This window comes from Ruegeria sp. YTSC106, from assembly GCF_059609765.1.
On the sequence record NZ_JBXWMI010000005.1, the window covers coordinates 220,168 to 236,424 of the forward strand.

Genomic DNA, 16,257 nt, shown 5'->3' on the forward strand with positions numbered 1-16,257 from the left:
CTTCCGATTTTGGCCGATATTTGAGGGTTTTTAGCCTGAAATTGTGGGTTTTTGGCCAAACAGCAGAATTTTCTGACTGCTCTATTCCCGTCTGCGCTTCGCTCTCAGCGTGGGATCAGCCCGGGTCGGATCTTCGGGCCAGGGGTGTTTGGGGTATTGCGCCCTCATGTCCTTGCGTACATCCGCGTAAGAGCCCGCCCAGAAACCGGGCAGGTCGCGCGTTATCTGGATCGGGCGCTGTGCTGGTGACAGCAGGGTGATCTTCAAAGGCTGGCCGCCGATTGCCGGATGTCGGGTCACGCCAAACACTTCCTGCAAGCGGACCGAGATTTCAGGCACGGCAGCGCTGTAATCAATTGGCACCTTGCGCCCCAGCGGCGTTTCAAATGACCCCGGAGCGCGCCGGTCCAGTTCCTGCGTCTGTGCCCAGTCCAGCCGCGCGCGCAGGGCGGGCATAAGGTCGAACTTCTTCCAGTCTTCGGCGCTTTTGACACCTGACAGCATGGGCAGCAACCAGTCGTCCATCTCGGCCATCAGGCCTGCGACCGAAAAATCGGGCAGATCGACGCCATCGGCACGCACCAGCTCGACACGGGCAGCCAAACGCGCGGCGGCACCCTCCAGCCGCAAGCCCAGATCGCGGACCCCGTCCAGCATCGCGCGCGCCACGGCGTCGTCTGGAACGTCCTTCCAGATGCGGTCATCCAGCGTGATCGCGCCGAACCGCTCTTGCCACCGCGACACGACCCGCCGCTCGCGTTTCGACCAGGCGCAAGTCTCAACCCAATCGATCTGATCCGCGAACAGATCGCGAGTCTCGCGTTCCGAAATCTGGGTGGCCATCCGGACCTTAGCCTCGCGCGGGTTGCCATCAGTGTCGATCACGACCAGAAACGGAGCGTTGGCCAGTGGATCCGCACTGTCCAGAACAACACCTTTTCCCCCTGACAGTACATAGCGCGGCGCGTCACCTTTGCGCCGCTGCCCGATGCGGTCAGGATACGCCAGCGCAGCCATGGCGGCAGGGCTCAGATCAGCAGAGTCGCCCTTGGCCTGTTTCCGCAACCGTTTGGTCTCGGCATTGATCCGATCCACGGCGCCCATGTTGACCTGCCAGACCCTGTTGCGCTGAAAAGTCCGTGGATCACGCAGCGCCTCTTGCCGCAGGGTGATATCCACCGGCGCACCGCGAAGGGGGTCACGCTCTGCCATCAACGCCGCCAAAGGTGCGGCGTTCGGACCGGCCCGCACAAGCATATGCCCCAACCGTGGATGCAAGGGCAGTGCTGCCAGGGCGCGCCCATGATCAGTGATCCGCCCATTGGCGTCGAGTGCGCCCAGCATTGTCAGCAAAGCCCGCGCCTCGGCCATCGTCCCTTCGGGAGGTGGAGTCAGAAAGGCAAGATCGGCCGCGCCAGCGCCCCACAGGGACAGCTCCAGCGCCAGCCCGGTCAGGTCAGCCGCTTCGATCTCGGCAGGCGGGTAGGCGGCCAGCGCACCGTCTTCCCCCTTCGACCAGAGCCGGTAACACACCCCTTCGGCGACACGTCCGGCCCGGCCCGCGCGCTGTGTGGCCTCGGCCCGTGTCACCCGTTCGGTCACCAGCCGTGACATTCCCGATCCCGGATCGAACCGAGCCCGTCGGGCCTGCCCCATGTCCACGACAACCTTGATATCGGGGATCGTCAGCGACGTTTCGGCAATCGACGTCGCCAGCACAACTTTGCGCCCATGTTCCACCGGGGCGATCGCCGCACGCTGGGACGCAAAGGGCATGGCCCCGAATAACGGGCGCACCACGCAACTATTGGGTAATCGACTGTTCAAAGCGCCCTCAGCGCGCCGAATTTCGCCCTCTCCCGGCAGGAAAACCAGAATTCCGCCGCCGGACTTGCGCGTCTCACGCTCGGCCTGAGTCACCAGATCGATCAACGCATCCAACCGTCGCGCTTGCGGTCCCAATGGCCGATCAAGCCAGCGCGTCTTAACCGGAAAGCTGCGCCCGTCTGATGTGACCAGCGGGGCCGCCATCAACGCGCCGACGGGATCTGCATCCAGCGTGGCTGACATGGCCAGCAGGATCAGATCGTCTCGCAGTGCGCCCGTTACCTCAAGGCACAAGGCTAGCCCCAGATCGGCGTTCAGAGACCGTTCATGGAATTCGTCGAAAATCACCGCGCTGATGCCGGACAGGTCGGGTTCGGATTGCAGCATCCGCGTCAGGATGCCTTCGGTTACCACTTCGATCCGGGTGTCTTTTGACACTTTCGCATCGCCGCGCACACGGTAACCCACGGTCTGCCCTGCGCGCTCTCCCAGGGTCTCGGCCATCCGCTCGGCAGCGGCCCGGGCCGCCAGCCGCCGGGGCTCCAGCATCACGATCCTGCCGTCACACAGACTTGCCTCGAGCATTAGCAGAGGAACCCGCGTGGTCTTGCCCGCCCCGGGTGGCGCCTGAAGCACCGCGCGACCATGCGCACGTAAAGTGTCTAGCAGTTCGGGAATGGCGTCGTCGATGGGCAGGCGTATCGTCATCCGGCTCTTATCCGCCATCATGCAGGTGACGTCCAGTTCTCGCACAGTGCGAGCACTTTGGTGTAACCCATGGTGCCAAGACCATATCCGGAAGTGCCACGCGGCGCACGAATTGACGCAGCTATTGCCTTGATCGCATTTCCAGAGACCTCCGGTCTGGACAAACGCCCCCGGAGCGCGGCAACTATTCTTGCCTCTAGGATCGGGACAAGAATGCAGACAGACAGCCTCAGCGACAGGATTTTGAAGGGCGAGCGCCGGGCGCTGGCACGTGCAATCACTCTGGTGGAAAGCAACCGCGCCGATCATCGCGCACAGGCGAGCGAGCTGTTGGCACAGCTCGCCGGATCGGGGCGCCAGGCGCTGCGGATCGGTTTGTCGGGCACGCCAGGAGTGGGCAAGTCCACATTCATCGAAAGCTTTGGAATGATGTTGACGGGGCAGGGACTGAGCGTCGCGGTTCTGGCAGTCGATCCCAGCTCTGCCCGTTCGGGGGGCTCGATTCTGGGGGACAAAACCCGGATGGAACGCCTGAGCCGTGAGAAGAACGCTTTCATCCGCCCGTCCCCCAGCCAGAGCCATCTCGGCGGCGTTGCCCGACGGACCCGTGAGGCCATCGCCCTGTGCGAGGCCGCGGGCTATGATGTGGTGCTGATCGAAACCGTGGGCGTAGGGCAGTCCGAAACGGTGGTGTCTGAATTGTCGGACCTGTTCCTGTTGTTGTTGGCCCCGGCGGGTGGGGACGAATTGCAGGGTGTCAAACGTGGCATCATGGAGATGGCCGACATCATCCTGATCAACAAGGCGGATGGCGACCTGAAGGCCACGGCGACACGGACATGCGCAGACTATGCCGGCGCGCTGCGATTGCTGCGCAAGCGCCCCCAGGATCCCGAAGGTTTCCCCACGGCAATGACCGTTTCAGCGGTCGAAGAACAGGGGCTGGAGCAAGCCTGGGACGAGATGCAATCCCTGATCCAATGGCGCAGCGACAACGGTATCTGGGAGGCCAACCGCGCCGCGCAGGCACGTTACTGGTTCAATCAGGAGGTCCGTCACGCCCTTCTGGCCCGCCTCGACACGCCGCAAGCCAAGGCTGAGATGGAGCGTCTGAATGCCGAAGTCTCGGCCGGGCATCTGAACCCGGTCCTGGCTGCCCAGGAACTGCTCAATACGCTGACCTGACGGGTTGAAAAAGGGCGGGGTTTCAAAGGTTGGCGCAAAATGAAAGAATTCGCGCAGCCCGTCTTGACCCTCCCTGCGATTCCCACTACACGCATCCAACCAGTTTTCGGGCGCGACTTCGGGTTGTGCCCCTTGTGATTTGGCCGAGGGCTTTGTGCCCGGCCTCCAGAAACAAAGGAAGAAACCATGTCGCGCCGTTGCGAACTGACCGGAAAAGGCCCGATGACTGGCAACAATGTCAGCCACGCCAAAAACAGAACTCGTCGTCGTTTCCTGCCGAACCTGAATGACGTCACCCTGCAGTCCGAGACCCTGGGCCGCGGCGTGAAGCTGCGCATCTCGGCCGCTGCCCTGCGTTCGGTTGACCACCGCGGTGGTCTGGACGCATTCCTGGCCAAAGCCAAGGATGACGAGTTGTCGTCGAACGCTCTGAAAGTGAAGAAGGAAATCGCCAAGGCACAAGCCACGGCCTAAGCTTTTTCGCTAACGGTATTTCAAGCCCTGTACCTCTTTGGTGCGGGGCTTTTTCTTTTTTGAAACGCCCACACTGCCTCATATTGTTTTCAATTTCGAAATTATTTTTCGCTATTGGTGAATTGCTTCACATACGGACTCTCGAATCTGACCTAACGTAGCTGTCATTCATCAGGCGGGGGCCACACTATGACGTTAAAAAGTTTCTACCTTTTCCTGTTCCTGGCCGCGGTCTTTCGCAAAGCAATTTCGGCTTGCACGCGGATGCAGCGCAGGGTGAACCGTTCCCACACCAGCTTCAATACAAGCAAGGTGAAACGACCGGGAATTGACTACTGAAGCCAGCTTCAAGCGCGACCCTTTGGCGCTTGAAGCTACTCTGCTGACTGACCTATACCCGGGTCAGGATGAGACCAGTTTTAATCAGAATACTACCTTATGTTCTGTCCCTGCTTTTGGTTCTGACCGGGCAGGGCCTTGCTGTTTCGCGCGGCATGGACAGGGCCGTGGGTCAGATGGTGCTGTGCACAGGCACCGGTCCGGTCGTTGTCTATATGGACGAAGACGGGCAACCGACCGCACCACCGCATTACTGTCCGGACTATGCGCTGTCCCTGATGGGCGCGATTGCCGTCGCCCACCCATCGATGCCTGTGGCGCCGAAACAGGCGCAGCCTTCGCCGTTGCGGCATCTGGTCAATCAGATCGCTTTGCCAGTCCCCGGCTCCCCGGCGCGCGCGCCGCCTGTAAGTATTTGAAAACCAACCTTTTTCAAACTCAAAACACAGGAGAGGCACGATGTCCCTCAAGACTACTCTGTTTACAACTCTGGCCGTTGTGACACTGGCTTTGCCGGCTTTTGCCGAAGGTACAATCAAAGTTGATGACGCCTATGCCCGGTCATCGGGAAAGACCGCCAAGGCGGGTGCTGCGTTCATGATGATCCGGAATCAGGGTGATACAGATGACCGGCTGGTCGGCGCGTCTTCGGATGCCGCGGCCCGGGTCGAACTGCATACGCACAAAGTCGACGAAAATGGCGTGGCCAAGATGATGCATGTCGAGGAAGGCTTTGCCATTCCGGCCGGCGAGACCCATATGCTGAAACGCGGCGGGGACCACGTGATGTTCATGGGGCTGACGGCACCGTTCGAGCAGGGTGCCACGGTTCCGGTGACGCTGATCTTCGAAAAAGCTGGCGAGGTTGAAGTCGAAATCCCGGTCGATCTGGAGCGCCAGGACATGGGCGGGGGATCACATTCGAACTAGGGCAACGCCTGTCTTCAGGCCGCGCTGCGGCCGTCATTCATGCGTCAGGCCGGGCATTGCCCGGCCTGTTGTCCTTGTGGCTGTCGCTGGTGCTACTTATTGACGGTCTTCAGGCCAACACGGTCGCCGGCCTGACGGAATCGGGATGCCAGCCAGAACATGACGGCAGCAATGGCCAGTGCCGAAAAGGCGATGCCCCATCCCAGCGCAACAAGCGCGACCGCGGGCCAGATCATCAAAACGAGCCCGACGACAAGCGCGACGAATCCCGATACGCGCATCGAGCCGCGTTGCGGATCTCTCTCATGCATTTGCCCGGAGGCCGCCAGCGAGCCGATCCCGATGATCAGCGCCCATGCGCCCATCAGGAAAAAGGCCAGTTTGACCGTCCCTTCTGGCCAGAACAGCAGGACAAGCCCGATCAGAAGCGCACCAATCGCAGCGCCGCCCATCACACCACGTCGCCCAACGCCCAAGAGCGTCAGGCCGCCATCGAGGATCAGCAGCACGCCAACCAGTCGCAGCAGCAACGCGATGCTGCCCGACGGCCAGAAAAGTGCGGCAATGCCGACAAGCCCGGCCAATACTCCGCGCAGCAGAAAGGTCCACCACAGGCTGGAAAGCTGCTCGCCCAGCATGTCGCGCCCGGCCATGCTGTCGTCATCAAGGATCTCACCGGTCCGGGGGTCTTGATCAGCCATTTCTCGTCCTCCAGTCGTTTCGAAGATAGTCTATACAAATTAAGCGCGTGCTGTCTGTACCTTAAGTGTGTGGCGCAAGCAGATGCTCAACCCATCGCGGAACTGTTTGAGTCGCTTTGCCGACAATACGTTCGTCAAACCCGGATGCGCCCAGCGACGGTTCCAGATTGATTTCGATCGTCCGTGCGCCCGCCGCTTGTGCCTCGTGCACAAAGGCCGCTGCCGGATAAACCTGACCCGAGGTGCCAATGGCAGCAAAAAGCGACGCGCTAGCCAGGTGGTCATAAATCTCGTCCATGAAATAGGGCATTTCACCAAACCAAACCACATCGGGCCGGGCAGAGGGGTGCGCACAGGCGGGGCAGGGTTCTCCTACAGCCATCTCGATCGGGGCGGTCCATTGATGGCCGCAGGCAGAACACAAAGCGCCGGCCAATGTTCCGTGCATGTGAATGACATCCTTGGCGCCGCCCGCCTCATGCAGGCTGTCCACGTTCTGAGTGACAATCACGACGTCTCCGGGCCAGTCCCGTTGCAATCGGGCCAGCGCTTCATGCGCGGCATTGGGTTGCACCTCAGAGGCCTGAACGCGCCGCGCATTGTAAAACCCCTGAACCAGTGCGGGGTCGCGGGCGAATCCTTCCGGCATGGCGACATCTTCGATCCGGTGCTGTGCCCATAATCCACCCTCATCGCGAAAGGTGCTCAACCCGCTTTCGGCGGATATTCCGGCCCCGGTCAGGATCACGATCTTTTCCATTTCTCCTCCGCGCGGTACAGCTTGGTGCATGTCACACCGTATCCTCTTTGTCTGCCTGGGCAATATCTGCCGTTCGCCCGCTACCGAAGGCGTTTTCCGCGCCCGCGCGCCGCACCATGTAACCGATAGTGCCGGAACCATGGGCTGGCACGCGGGGAACCCGCCCTATGGCCCGATGCAGGCAGCTGCGAAGGTCAGGGGAATCGACCTGGGTGACCTGCGCGCCCGTCAGTTCACCGCCGCCGATTTCGCCCGCTTCGACCTGATCCTCGGCATGGACGCCAACAACATCGCGGATATCGAGGATCTGCGCCCCGCCGGCAGTGACACCCCGGTGCGCCTGCTGACCGATTTCGCCCCTGAAACCGGCGCGGATCATGTGCCTGACCCATATTATACACGGGATTTCGATGGCGCTCTGGACCTGATCGAAGCGGCGGTCGAGGGCCTTGCCGCTCATCTGGACAGTTAACCGCCGATCACCCGCAGCGATCCGTTCAGCCAGGGCAGTTTGGCCAAAGCCGGGTCCACGATCTGGTTCTGCATCAGGCGCCGTGTCATGCCCGCGACCTCCTGCGGTACCTGATCGGACCAGTCCGTACGCGCCAGCAAGGATATGCTGCGCGAGAAATCCCCGAACGGGGCAGGGTGGGCCTCCAGCCCTTCATGGAACCGCGCTGCGCGCATGAAGCCCAGCGGCGTCGTGATCGCCCAACCCAGGCCCCGTGCAACCATGGCCATCAGCGCCATGTGCGAGCCGATCTCGAACCGTTCCTCAAACTCCTGCGGGCCGCGCGCCATATGCGCCTCGATCTGCCGGCTGATCAGTTGCTCGCGGGCATAGCGCAGATATGGCAGCCTGTCCTGTACCGCCTCCACTCCGCCCGACCCCTGTGGTGCAACCAGAATGAACGGATCCCGGACCAGAGGGTACTCGACCACCCCCTCCAGCACTTCTCCGCTATGGGCGGTTACGGCCATATGCAGGCGTTGTTCGGCCAGGGCCTCGAACAGATCGAGGCTCGACAAGGTGATCAGTTTGAAATTCGATCGGGTCAGACTGTCTGCCAGCAACGTTGCCAGCCGCGGGGTCAGATCATTGTCGAAGTCGTCGATCAGCCCGATTGACAGCGTGGTCAGATGCCCCAGATCCATGACCGACAACTCGCTTTGTGCCATTTGCAGCTCGGCCAGAACCGTCTCGGCCCGCGCCAGAAAGCTGCGCCCGGCCTGTGTCAGGCGCATCGGTCGCCGCCCGTGATCGACCAGTTCGGTGCCCAACGCCTTTTCCAGATTGCGTAATTGCTGGGAAACGGATGGCTGGCTGAGCCCCGTGATCTCGGCGGCTTGCGCCACAGATCCCGTCCGTGCCAAGGCCTCGAATACTTCAAGGCCCCGCAGGGTCAGCCCTTTCATCACCATAAGATACACCTTTCGTTGCGCCTTTTCTGGGGCGCAGCGTGCATCAGGTCAAGCGTTCCGAAGGGCTTAGCTGCAGATCGCCTGCGCCATCTGGCCAAAGTTCTGATACCGATCCCACAGCGCATCATCGCGCGCGGTCTGCGACATCTTCAACTCTTGCGCCTGATGCGGGTCAGAGAACCACTTGGCCACGGTCTTCTGATCGCTTCGGGTCAGCGCCTGATCCGCCACGCGCTGGATGCAAGTACACCGATCCCGCGTCGCCGCCGACCGGTCCGACGCCAGACACGCCCGCTTGATCTGCGCCGCGTCTGCAACAGGCGCCACCGCCGTGAGAGACGTGGCGCAAAACGCGATAAGGAGAAACTGTTTCATACTCGAGCCTCGTTTTTGCCTGCCCGGACGGGTCTGATGCCCCTCTCGGTCTGCGGCGGAGTATGAATCAAACGGGAATTCGGATCAACGGTCAAGATACTGTTGATCAAGAATGTTGCCTCTTTTCTCTTCAGTGTCAGCCTCGCGGTTTCAACGGCAGATGAAACCTGATCGACCAGGCCGTGAAAGAACAGATCATCCGGGTTCTGGCGGCTGGCGGATGGTGCCAGCAGCAGGCTCTCGGAACTTGCTCCGTTGGCGTTAATGGCGTTATGTGTCTCAAGCAGCAGATGATGGTAAGTTGCACTGTTCTCCTTGCACATTGTTGCAATGCCCGCATCAACAAGGCTGATAGCTGGAACAAACACTTCGTTCTCTGCGCAAAGGATTTCAGCCAAAGGGTGCGTGACCAGCATTCTGTGTTGCTGGGACACTTTCAAAGGTGCGAAATTCGATAGCGTTCCCTCGGGAATTTCGACCATTCTGAAACGACCGGCTGTGATGACAGCCTGTTCACCTGTCCAGATGACGGGTAGATAGCCATTGTCACGGGTCCAGATTTCATCACCCGGCTTCAACAATTCGATGGGCCGGTATCCGGACTTGGTTTCGATCAGTGTTCCGCGACAGTAACAAATGGGGCTGACATATGCGTTTGATGCGAAGCTGGGACCTTCCTGTGTGCTGACGACCGTCAAAGGTACTCCGGCCGGCGGAAACTGTCCGGGTCCCCCAATGAATGCGATGCCCTCAACGGTTCCATATGCCGGTGATGAGTTGTTCACGTTGAACGCAACCGCCTGCCATGTGGTTGTTCCATCAGTCAGCGTAATACCATATTCGGCTTCAACACGCGTGCCGCTGGAGAAAAGCGTGCCATCGATTGTCTGATCGCCGTTTAACCGCTGATTACCATCATTGTCGGAAAAGTCGGTGTCCGATCCAGCATCCGTGATGAAAACTTCAGTCGCGGCGCGCGAATTAATGGTAATCGTCTCACCTATAAGATGTATCCCCGTGCCCTGATTGATCCCGTCCAGACCCTGCGCCACAGAGACGGACAATTGACCTTCACCCAACACAAAGATCGAATAATCGGCCAAGTCTTCCCTGCTTTCTGTTTTTGAAACGGCCAGATGATGCGATCATCTTAACTATTCACTGAATTCGGGTAAATGCCACTGAACAGAAAGGCGCGGGTGGGACCTTTTTTGCAACGCTTCAACGCTTGACGAGGGACAAAACTCCCGACATATCCCACTCCATGACAGACCTCGCTCATATCCGCAATTTCTCCATCGTCGCGCATATCGACCATGGCAAATCCACCCTTGCTGACCGGCTCATCCAAGAGACCGGAACGGTCAAGGATCGCGACATGAAGGAACAGCTGCTCGACAGCATGGATATCGAGCGGGAACGCGGTATCACCATCAAGGCCAACACGGTCCGCATCGACTATACCGCCGACAATGGCGAGCAGTACGTGCTGAATCTGATTGACACCCCCGGCCACGTGGACTTTGCCTATGAGGTCTCACGGTCGATGCGCGCGGTCGAAGGCTCGCTGCTGGTCGTGGACTCGACCCAAGGGGTCGAGGCGCAGACGCTGGCCAATGTCTATCAGGCCATCGATGCCGATCACGAGATCGTGCCGGTGCTCAACAAGATCGACCTGCCCGCGTCCGACTGTGACCGCGTGGCCGAACAGATCGAGGACGTGATCGGCATCGACGCAACCGACGCCATTCAGGTCAGCGCCAAGACGGGGCAGGGCATCCACGAAACGCTTGAAGCCATCGTGAAACATCTGCCTGCCCCGCAGGGCAAACTGGATGCGCCTCTCAAGGCGATGCTGGTGGATTCGTGGTACGATGCCTATCTGGGCGTCATCGTTCTGGTCCGCATCATGGACGGCACGCTGAAAAAGGGCATGCGGGTCAAGTTCATGTCGAACAACACCCTGCACCATGTCGACCGCGTCGGCGTCTTCCGGCCCGAGATGGAGATGGTCGACTCGCTTGGCCCCGGTGAGATCGGATTCCTGACGGCATCGATCAAACAGGTCCGCGACACCCGCGTCGGCGACACCATCACCAATGACCGCAACGGCACCGAAATCGCACTGGACGGTTTCAAACCCGCGCAGCCGGTGGTGTTCTGCGGCCTCTTCCCCGTGGACTCAGCGGAATTCGAAGACCTGCGCGATGCGATCGACAAACTGGCGCTCAACGACGCCAGCTTCAGCTTTGAAATGGAAACCTCGGCCGCACTGGGCTTTGGCTTCCGCTGCGGCTTCCTTGGCCTGCTGCACCTTGAGGTCATCCGTGACCGGATTGAGCGCGAATATGATATCGAGCTCATCACCACCGCGCCGTCGGTGATCTATCACGTCTACATGAAAGACGGCGAGATGATCGAGCTGCACAACCCCGCCGACATGCCCGACCCGTCGAAGGTCGACCATATCGAGGAGCCGCGCATCAAGGCGACCATTCTGGTGCCCGACGAATTCCTGGGCGACGTGCTCAAACTGTGTCAGGACCGCCGCGGTATCCAGCTGGACCTGACCTATGCGGGTTCGCGCGCCATGGTCGTCTATGACCTGCCGCTGAACGAGGTTGTTTTTGATTTCTACGACCGCCTGAAATCGGTGACCAAGGGCTATGCGTCGTTTGATTATCAAATGACAGGCTATACCGAAGACAACCTGGTCAAGATGTCGGTACTGGTGAATGATGAACCCGTTGACGCGCTGTCAACCATGGTTCACCGCGACCGGGCCGAGATGCGGGGCCGGGCGATGTGCGAAAAGCTGAAAGACCTGATCCCGCGCCACATGTTCAAAATCCCGATCCAGGCCGCCATCGGAGGCAAGGTCATCGCGCGCGAGACCCTGTCCGCCTTACGCAAGGACGTGACCGCCAAATGCTACGGCGGCGACGCCACGCGGAAACGCAAGCTGCTGGACAAGCAGAAGGCGGGTAAGAAGAAAATGCGCCAGTTCGGGAAGGTCGATATCCCGCAGGAGGCGTTTATTTCAGCGCTGAAGATGGACAGCTAAAGCTGTCCGTTTTGAACAGTCACTGACAGGCTTTCTTTTTGGGTTCGAGCTTGATGCCACCTGATCAGGTGGAGGCTCGAACCAAATGGAATTCGCACTCTTCCAGGCCGAATTCGCTGTAGTCAATCGGCTTGGAAAAGTTCAGACGCCTCAACCGTCTGTCTGCAATTCGAACCGGTCTGAGGTTGGAATCGTCATGCACGATGAATGCACCGGACGGCATGAGAGCGTGTAGCGCCAGAACCTCTCTGAGGTGCGTGTCCTTGGCCCCGTCCAGGTGCAGGAAATCGATTTTCGCATCAGGGTGCCTCAGGGCGTATGCCGGAGCTTCGATCAGAGAGTTTCCTTTTATCAGCTCAACCCGGTCAGGAAACTTGTACCTTAGCCAGTTGAATGCTGCCGGCACGTAAATGTCCACGCGGGCCCACCGGCGGTTCAATCTCTGGCAAACATCCACGCCGACGCACTTGATTTCAGGGTTGGCCATAAGCGCCAACAACATGCTGTGGCCCGCATTCACGCCTATTTCGAACAGACGTGTCGAGCGTCGGGCCAACTCAAAGAAATTTCTTCGTTTGGGTTCGAATCTTTCAATAAATGGCTGTGTTTGAAAACCCGTCGCGCGGTGTTCGTAGAACAGATTGCCATTTAGCGCAGGTGGTTCACCCACTTGTTCAAGCGAATGTGCGACATACTGATTGAGGTCGCGCAAGTTTTCGTTCCACTGTGCTGAGGACAAGAGATCGTCATAATCTGAAGGATGGAAGTTGGAAGACACAGTACTTTTCCTCGAAACCCTTTAGCTCCATTACACGCGAGGTTTTCGTTAAACTGTTGAAGCGATGGAAAGTAAACCTTTGAAGCGAAGAACAAGTGTTCTCGTTTTGTGGGCCTAAAGTGAGTTCCGTCAGTGACGTAAAAACACGAGTGCCTGCCTTTGGGATGACCTTCCTGCGTCAACCTCAGGGTTTACCTTCGAAAAAAACGGGTGGTGCGTTTGCGCCCTTGGGCTCTGCCCGTTCGCGGCTGAATTCGTCCACTGGACGAATTCCGAGACGCCGCTCACCCCCTCGGGTTGGCGCTGCCCTCATCACTTGGATTTCTGTGACTAGCCGCTGACAGATCACCTCGTTAGGTTGTTGCAATGGCAATGAACTATAGAACTATCTTGGAGCGCTGGCCCGTCGCGACGATTGGCCTGACTTATTTTTCATACTTTGTTTTGCAAAGCACTATGGACCACACTTTCCGCGCCTTTGATCAGCAGGAGTTTAACCCTGGTTGGGTGCTGTTTCTTATTTTTGGTGGTTGGGGATTCTACAGCATGTTTCACATAGTCTTTTATCTAATTCGAACGTTTAAATAGCATCGTATCAGTTGTCCATCTAACACCTGTGACCAACCTCACAGCCCCAACCGCACCCTCCTGCTACACTTGACCCAACGGCAACCTCGGCAGGAGGCGCAGATGTCTACATCCATGATCCCCCTTATCGCCCTCGGGTCGGCGGGTCTATATTCCGTTGCCATGATCTCGATGAAGTTCTGGTGGAAGCTCCCCGGTGTTGGTCTGACCCTTCTGATCGTCGCCACGTTGCTGGCCGCCGCAACGCTGGAACTTGCCGCGTTGCGCAACGAACGGTTGGGCATCATCTATACCGGCATTCTGGGGGCCGAGGTCGTGCTGATCGCCATCGCCTCGTATTTCCTGTTTGGCGAGAACTTTTCCTATCGCGAGGGGATCGGCATCGCGCTGGTCATTGTTGGGACGGCTCTGGCCTGGGCCTGAAGCCCCATTCTAAGCCCCCGGTGAACCAATCATGAAGTTTCCCTTAGGTAAGTTGCAACCGGTGCGTGCCCTCCCAATCTGTTGACCAGACGAACAGGAGAGAGCCCATGACCAGATACATGACTGCCGGAGCAGCCGCTTTGGCCACGACCCTCGCCCTTGGAACGGCCGCGTTGGCCGATACCACGCCCGACCTGCGCGGCACATGGCTGGGGTCCTACACGACCGTCCAGCCCAGCCATTACTACAAAGGCGATCAGCCCCGGTTCAATCAGGCCGAATGGATGCTGGATGTGCAGCTTCAGGACGGCAACGTTTTCTGGGGGCACAGCAAATGGCGTCGCGATGGCGATACCAACTGGAATGAGTACGAGGCCACCGGCACCATCAGCATCGATGGGTCGGGCAGCATCGGCATCGTCGAGACCTCACCTCTGCTGATCGGGGCCAATGCGCTGATCGATGCGCGGTATGAGGAGGGGAAGATCTTTGCGGATTTCCGTAGCCTGCGGAACGGAACGACCTACAGCACCGTTCTGGAACGTCAGGTGAACTGAAGCGTGTCCGGCCCGGGCGATTGTAGGGGGTAAGTACCGCTGATGCGATATTGACTGCGGCGGAGGTTAGTAGGTTGCCACGCGCGGGTCGGACCGCTTCTCAAAAACGGAACCATCGTCTCCACCGCGAGGAGACGGGCCGGGCGGCCAACTCACCGCCCTCGACAGGATCCAGACCGCCCCGCGCTAGAATGCGGCATTCCTCGGCGCGGGTCATCTGGATCTCGCGAACCTTCAGCGCGGCCTCGCGCGCGGTGACATAGCTGCCGTCCGGTCCCGGCTCCATTCCGGGGATGTTGCGTCCCCGCGACCACATCCCGCGAATGCCAGACAGCGGGTGCTTCCACCCGATCTCGTCATCATCCTGCAAATGCCAGATCCGGTTCGCCTCGACGATCGAAACCAGAGCGGCCAGTGGTTTGCCGTGCCGGGTCAGTATGATTACTTCGCGCGGGTCCTGTGCGCGGGTGACCAGAGCGCCCAAATTGGCGCGCGCGTGGGAAATGGTGCAACGCATCGGCGAATCTCCGTATGTACGATTCGAAAGATTGGTGGTCCGAGAGTTGTACAAACCGTGCAATTTTCACCTAATGGAGCGTGCGGCAGCCTTTGCGCCTGCAGCATAGGGCGAAAATGGGGGCCTGGATCAAGTCTGAACATGTCCCGGTTCAAACATGCGTGGATTCGAGATTTCTCGGATTATCCACAAAGATTTCCCGTCAGATACTAACAGTTTATCCCCGTCTAAATTTCATGCTGCAGTGCTATTTTCTTGTCGGATACAAGACGTAATGCAACAGTCTGAACACCACACAGGTTCTTCGGAACCGAAGGTGGGACGCAAAGGCCCGGGGGTCTTGGCAGAGAGACCGGATCTTAGGATTTGCGTTGAACTGCAATGGCTTACCGGTGGGTGATCAGCCGCATGCGGGTTTCGTACCCTACTCGGATGGCTACCTTCTCAAAAGGCCGATGCACGCTGTGATGTTCCTTCGGGCGCAAAGCAGCAGTCGCAGTCTCTTAGGGGGCTGGGGCGACTGGATCGGGGTGTCCTTCGGGGCGCATCGAACCGGTAAGGCGTCAGGAGTATCCGAAAGGATGCATGCAAAGACCGCGTCTGCGCACCTGACGCCTTTTCCTTTGCCGATTTCGGTTTCATACAGGCTACCACTCACCCCTGCCGAAAGGGACCGGGGCTCTTCTGCGTGTGCAAAAGAGCCCCGATTTAGCGTCAGATGTTGCAGTGCCGCGTCTATGCACCTGTGAGGATAGGTTACTGCGGCCTGGTGCGTCTTTCAACCATATATTGATACTGGTTCCGCGCGTGGCGCAAAATAAGGTATGCTACAGGCTTTCCTGAACGTCGGTTGCTGCGCCTTGGATGGCATCTCCGGCTTTTTCGATGTCCTTGCCAGCGCCTTTTGCGGTTTCGCAGGCGGTCAGTGCAAACAGACTCAGGCCAATCAGAATTACGCGGATCATATTCGTCTCCTTAGTGCTCGATCATTTTTCGGTAGCACCTTTCTTCAGGCGGAGCCAGTTCTTAGGCTGGGGCTTCGCCGCAGAAAAGTTCGTAAACGACTTCGAGCATGCGGCGCGGACGTTCATCCGCCAGACGATAATAGATGGCCTTACCTTCCCTGCGAGGTGTCACCAGACCTTCAAGTCGCAGGCGGGAAAGCTGTTGCGAAACAGCGGCTTGCCTGGCGGACAGCAGCTCTTCCAGTTCCGTGACAGATTTTTCACCGGACACAAGGTGACACAGGATCATCAATCTGCCTTCGTGGCTAATTGCCTTGAGGAAATTGGATGCGCGCGTCGCGTTTGAGACCATGCGGTCAAAATCTTCTTGTGACATGTCTTGGGATAGCTGGGGAATTGCCATCGATTGTGTTCCTTGCAAACCCGTTGGCGGGGCGGTGTTTCCGTTACGTAAAGAGGTGTGAGAGTGAACCCTTCAGTACACGTTTCGTACATTCATTTCTATATGTATGAATCAAAATAGCGTGATGTGTGAAAGGGGAGTTCGGATTGAATGTTCCCGAAACGCAAAGTGCATGTAATTCAACTGAAGGCGATCTGCGGATCAGCCCGGGAAACAACAGATGGTTCGCTTTGAGGATTGA

18 protein-coding genes are annotated in these 16,257 nt (G+C 58.7%); 8 read left to right on the forward strand and 10 right to left on the reverse strand.

The genetic code is table 11. The annotated features are described in order from the left end of the window. Positions 1 to 81: 81 nt before the first annotated feature. Positions 82 to 2,556 (reverse strand): ATP-dependent helicase HrpB, encoded by a 2,475-nt coding sequence (hrpB, locus tag AC2FEB_RS09375; protein WP_496673959.1) that lies wholly within the window; start codon positions 2,554 to 2,556, stop codon positions 82 to 84. 192 nt (positions 2,557 to 2,748) lie between these two features. Here hrpB and meaB point away from each other — a divergent pair, with 192 nt between their 5' ends. The 4 genes from meaB to AC2FEB_RS09395 all read left to right on the forward strand — a co-directional run bounded on the left by meaB (position 2,749) and on the right by AC2FEB_RS09395 (position 5,463). Next, complete coding sequence (meaB, locus tag AC2FEB_RS09380; RefSeq protein WP_496673962.1) at positions 2,749 to 3,720, forward strand: methylmalonyl Co-A mutase-associated GTPase MeaB; 972 nt, start codon at positions 2,749 to 2,751, stop codon at positions 3,718 to 3,720. A gap of 186 nt (positions 3,721 to 3,906) precedes the next feature. Further along, entirely contained in the window at positions 3,907 to 4,194 is a 288-nt protein-coding gene (rpmB, locus tag AC2FEB_RS09385) for a 50S ribosomal protein L28 (protein ID WP_117869660.1), read from the forward strand. 407 nt (positions 4,195 to 4,601) lie between these two features. Next, the gene (locus AC2FEB_RS09390; protein WP_496673966.1) at positions 4,602 to 4,952 is read left to right on the forward strand and encodes a glycosyltransferase family protein; all 351 of its coding nucleotides are present in this window, start codon (positions 4,602 to 4,604) and stop codon (positions 4,950 to 4,952) included. A gap of 40 nt (positions 4,953 to 4,992) precedes the next feature. Further along, entirely contained in the window at positions 4,993 to 5,463 is a 471-nt protein-coding gene (locus tag AC2FEB_RS09395) for a copper chaperone PCu(A)C (RefSeq protein ID WP_496673969.1), read from the forward strand. Between the two features lie 92 nt (positions 5,464 to 5,555). Here the strand turns inward: AC2FEB_RS09395 and AC2FEB_RS09400 are convergent, their stop codons facing one another. After that, a complete protein-coding gene (locus AC2FEB_RS09400) occupies positions 5,556 to 6,164 on the reverse strand; it encodes an HdeD family acid-resistance protein (protein ID WP_117869657.1) in 609 nt (202 codons plus the stop codon). A 61-nt stretch (positions 6,165 to 6,225) separates the two neighbouring features. Next, positions 6,226 to 6,924 (reverse strand): NAD-dependent deacylase, encoded by a 699-nt coding sequence (locus tag AC2FEB_RS09405; RefSeq protein ID WP_496674124.1) that lies wholly within the window; start codon positions 6,922 to 6,924, stop codon positions 6,226 to 6,228. A gap of 28 nt (positions 6,925 to 6,952) precedes the next feature. Here AC2FEB_RS09405 and AC2FEB_RS09410 point away from each other — a divergent pair, with 28 nt between their 5' ends. Beyond that, positions 6,953 to 7,396: a low molecular weight protein-tyrosine-phosphatase gene (locus tag AC2FEB_RS09410; protein ID WP_496673973.1), complete on the forward strand. Its 444-nt coding sequence runs from the start codon at positions 6,953 to 6,955 to the stop codon at positions 7,394 to 7,396. Here the strand turns inward: AC2FEB_RS09410 and AC2FEB_RS09415 are convergent. The 3 genes from AC2FEB_RS09415 to AC2FEB_RS09425 all read right to left on the reverse strand — a co-directional run bounded on the left by AC2FEB_RS09415 (position 7,393) and on the right by AC2FEB_RS09425 (position 9,824). Beyond that, positions 7,393 to 8,346 carry a LysR family transcriptional regulator gene (locus AC2FEB_RS09415; RefSeq protein ID WP_496673976.1) on the reverse strand — a complete coding sequence of 318 codons (954 nt, stop codon included), beginning with the start codon at positions 8,344 to 8,346 and terminating at the stop codon, positions 7,393 to 7,395. The two genes, AC2FEB_RS09410 and AC2FEB_RS09415, sit on opposite strands and share 4 nt — an antisense overlap. A 66-nt stretch (positions 8,347 to 8,412) precedes the next feature. After that, positions 8,413 to 8,721 carry a hypothetical protein gene (locus AC2FEB_RS09420; RefSeq protein ID WP_299643607.1) on the reverse strand — a complete coding sequence of 103 codons (309 nt, stop codon included), beginning with the start codon at positions 8,719 to 8,721 and terminating at the stop codon, positions 8,413 to 8,415. After that, entirely contained in the window at positions 8,718 to 9,824 is a 1,107-nt protein-coding gene (locus AC2FEB_RS09425) for a Hint domain-containing protein (RefSeq protein WP_299898720.1), read from the reverse strand. Before AC2FEB_RS09425 ends, AC2FEB_RS09420 begins: the two co-directional genes overlap by 4 nt. Positions 9,825 to 9,985: 161 nt before the next feature. On the opposite strand from AC2FEB_RS09425, the gene lepA reads away from it, so the two are divergent. Further along, complete coding sequence (gene lepA, locus AC2FEB_RS09430; protein ID WP_496673981.1) at positions 9,986 to 11,785, forward strand: translation elongation factor 4; 1,800 nt, start codon at positions 9,986 to 9,988, stop codon at positions 11,783 to 11,785. A gap of 64 nt (positions 11,786 to 11,849) precedes the next feature. On the opposite strand, the gene AC2FEB_RS09435 is transcribed toward lepA, so the two are convergent. Further along, on the reverse strand, positions 11,850 to 12,563 hold the full coding sequence (locus tag AC2FEB_RS09435; RefSeq protein WP_496673982.1) for a class I SAM-dependent methyltransferase: 714 nt from the start codon (positions 12,561 to 12,563) through the stop codon (positions 11,850 to 11,852). 690 nt (positions 12,564 to 13,253) lie between these two features. Between AC2FEB_RS09435 and AC2FEB_RS09440 the strand changes: the two genes are divergently transcribed. Both AC2FEB_RS09440 and AC2FEB_RS09445 read left to right on the forward strand, forming a co-directional pair. Beyond that, positions 13,254 to 13,574, forward strand: coding sequence for a hypothetical protein (locus tag AC2FEB_RS09440; RefSeq protein WP_050603250.1), 321 nt, complete (start codon positions 13,254 to 13,256; stop codon positions 13,572 to 13,574). A gap of 107 nt (positions 13,575 to 13,681) precedes the next feature. Further along, entirely contained in the window at positions 13,682 to 14,131 is a 450-nt protein-coding gene (locus AC2FEB_RS09445) for a hypothetical protein (protein ID WP_117869648.1), read from the forward strand. Positions 14,132 to 14,231: 100 nt separating this feature from the next. On the opposite strand, the gene AC2FEB_RS09450 is transcribed toward AC2FEB_RS09445, so the two are convergent. From AC2FEB_RS09450 to AC2FEB_RS09460, 3 genes are all read right to left on the reverse strand, one after another. Continuing rightward, positions 14,232 to 14,648 carry a type II toxin-antitoxin system Phd/YefM family antitoxin gene (locus AC2FEB_RS09450; RefSeq protein WP_299898726.1) on the reverse strand — a complete coding sequence of 139 codons (417 nt, stop codon included), beginning with the start codon at positions 14,646 to 14,648 and terminating at the stop codon, positions 14,232 to 14,234. A gap of 827 nt (positions 14,649 to 15,475) precedes the next feature. Next, positions 15,476 to 15,613: an entericidin A/B family lipoprotein gene (locus AC2FEB_RS09455; RefSeq protein WP_117869646.1), complete on the reverse strand. Its 138-nt coding sequence runs from the start codon at positions 15,611 to 15,613 to the stop codon at positions 15,476 to 15,478. A gap of 61 nt (positions 15,614 to 15,674) precedes the next feature. Next, positions 15,675 to 16,016 (reverse strand): ArsR/SmtB family transcription factor, encoded by a 342-nt coding sequence (locus AC2FEB_RS09460; RefSeq protein WP_117869645.1) that lies wholly within the window; start codon positions 16,014 to 16,016, stop codon positions 15,675 to 15,677. Positions 16,017 to 16,257: the final 241 nt, after the last annotated feature.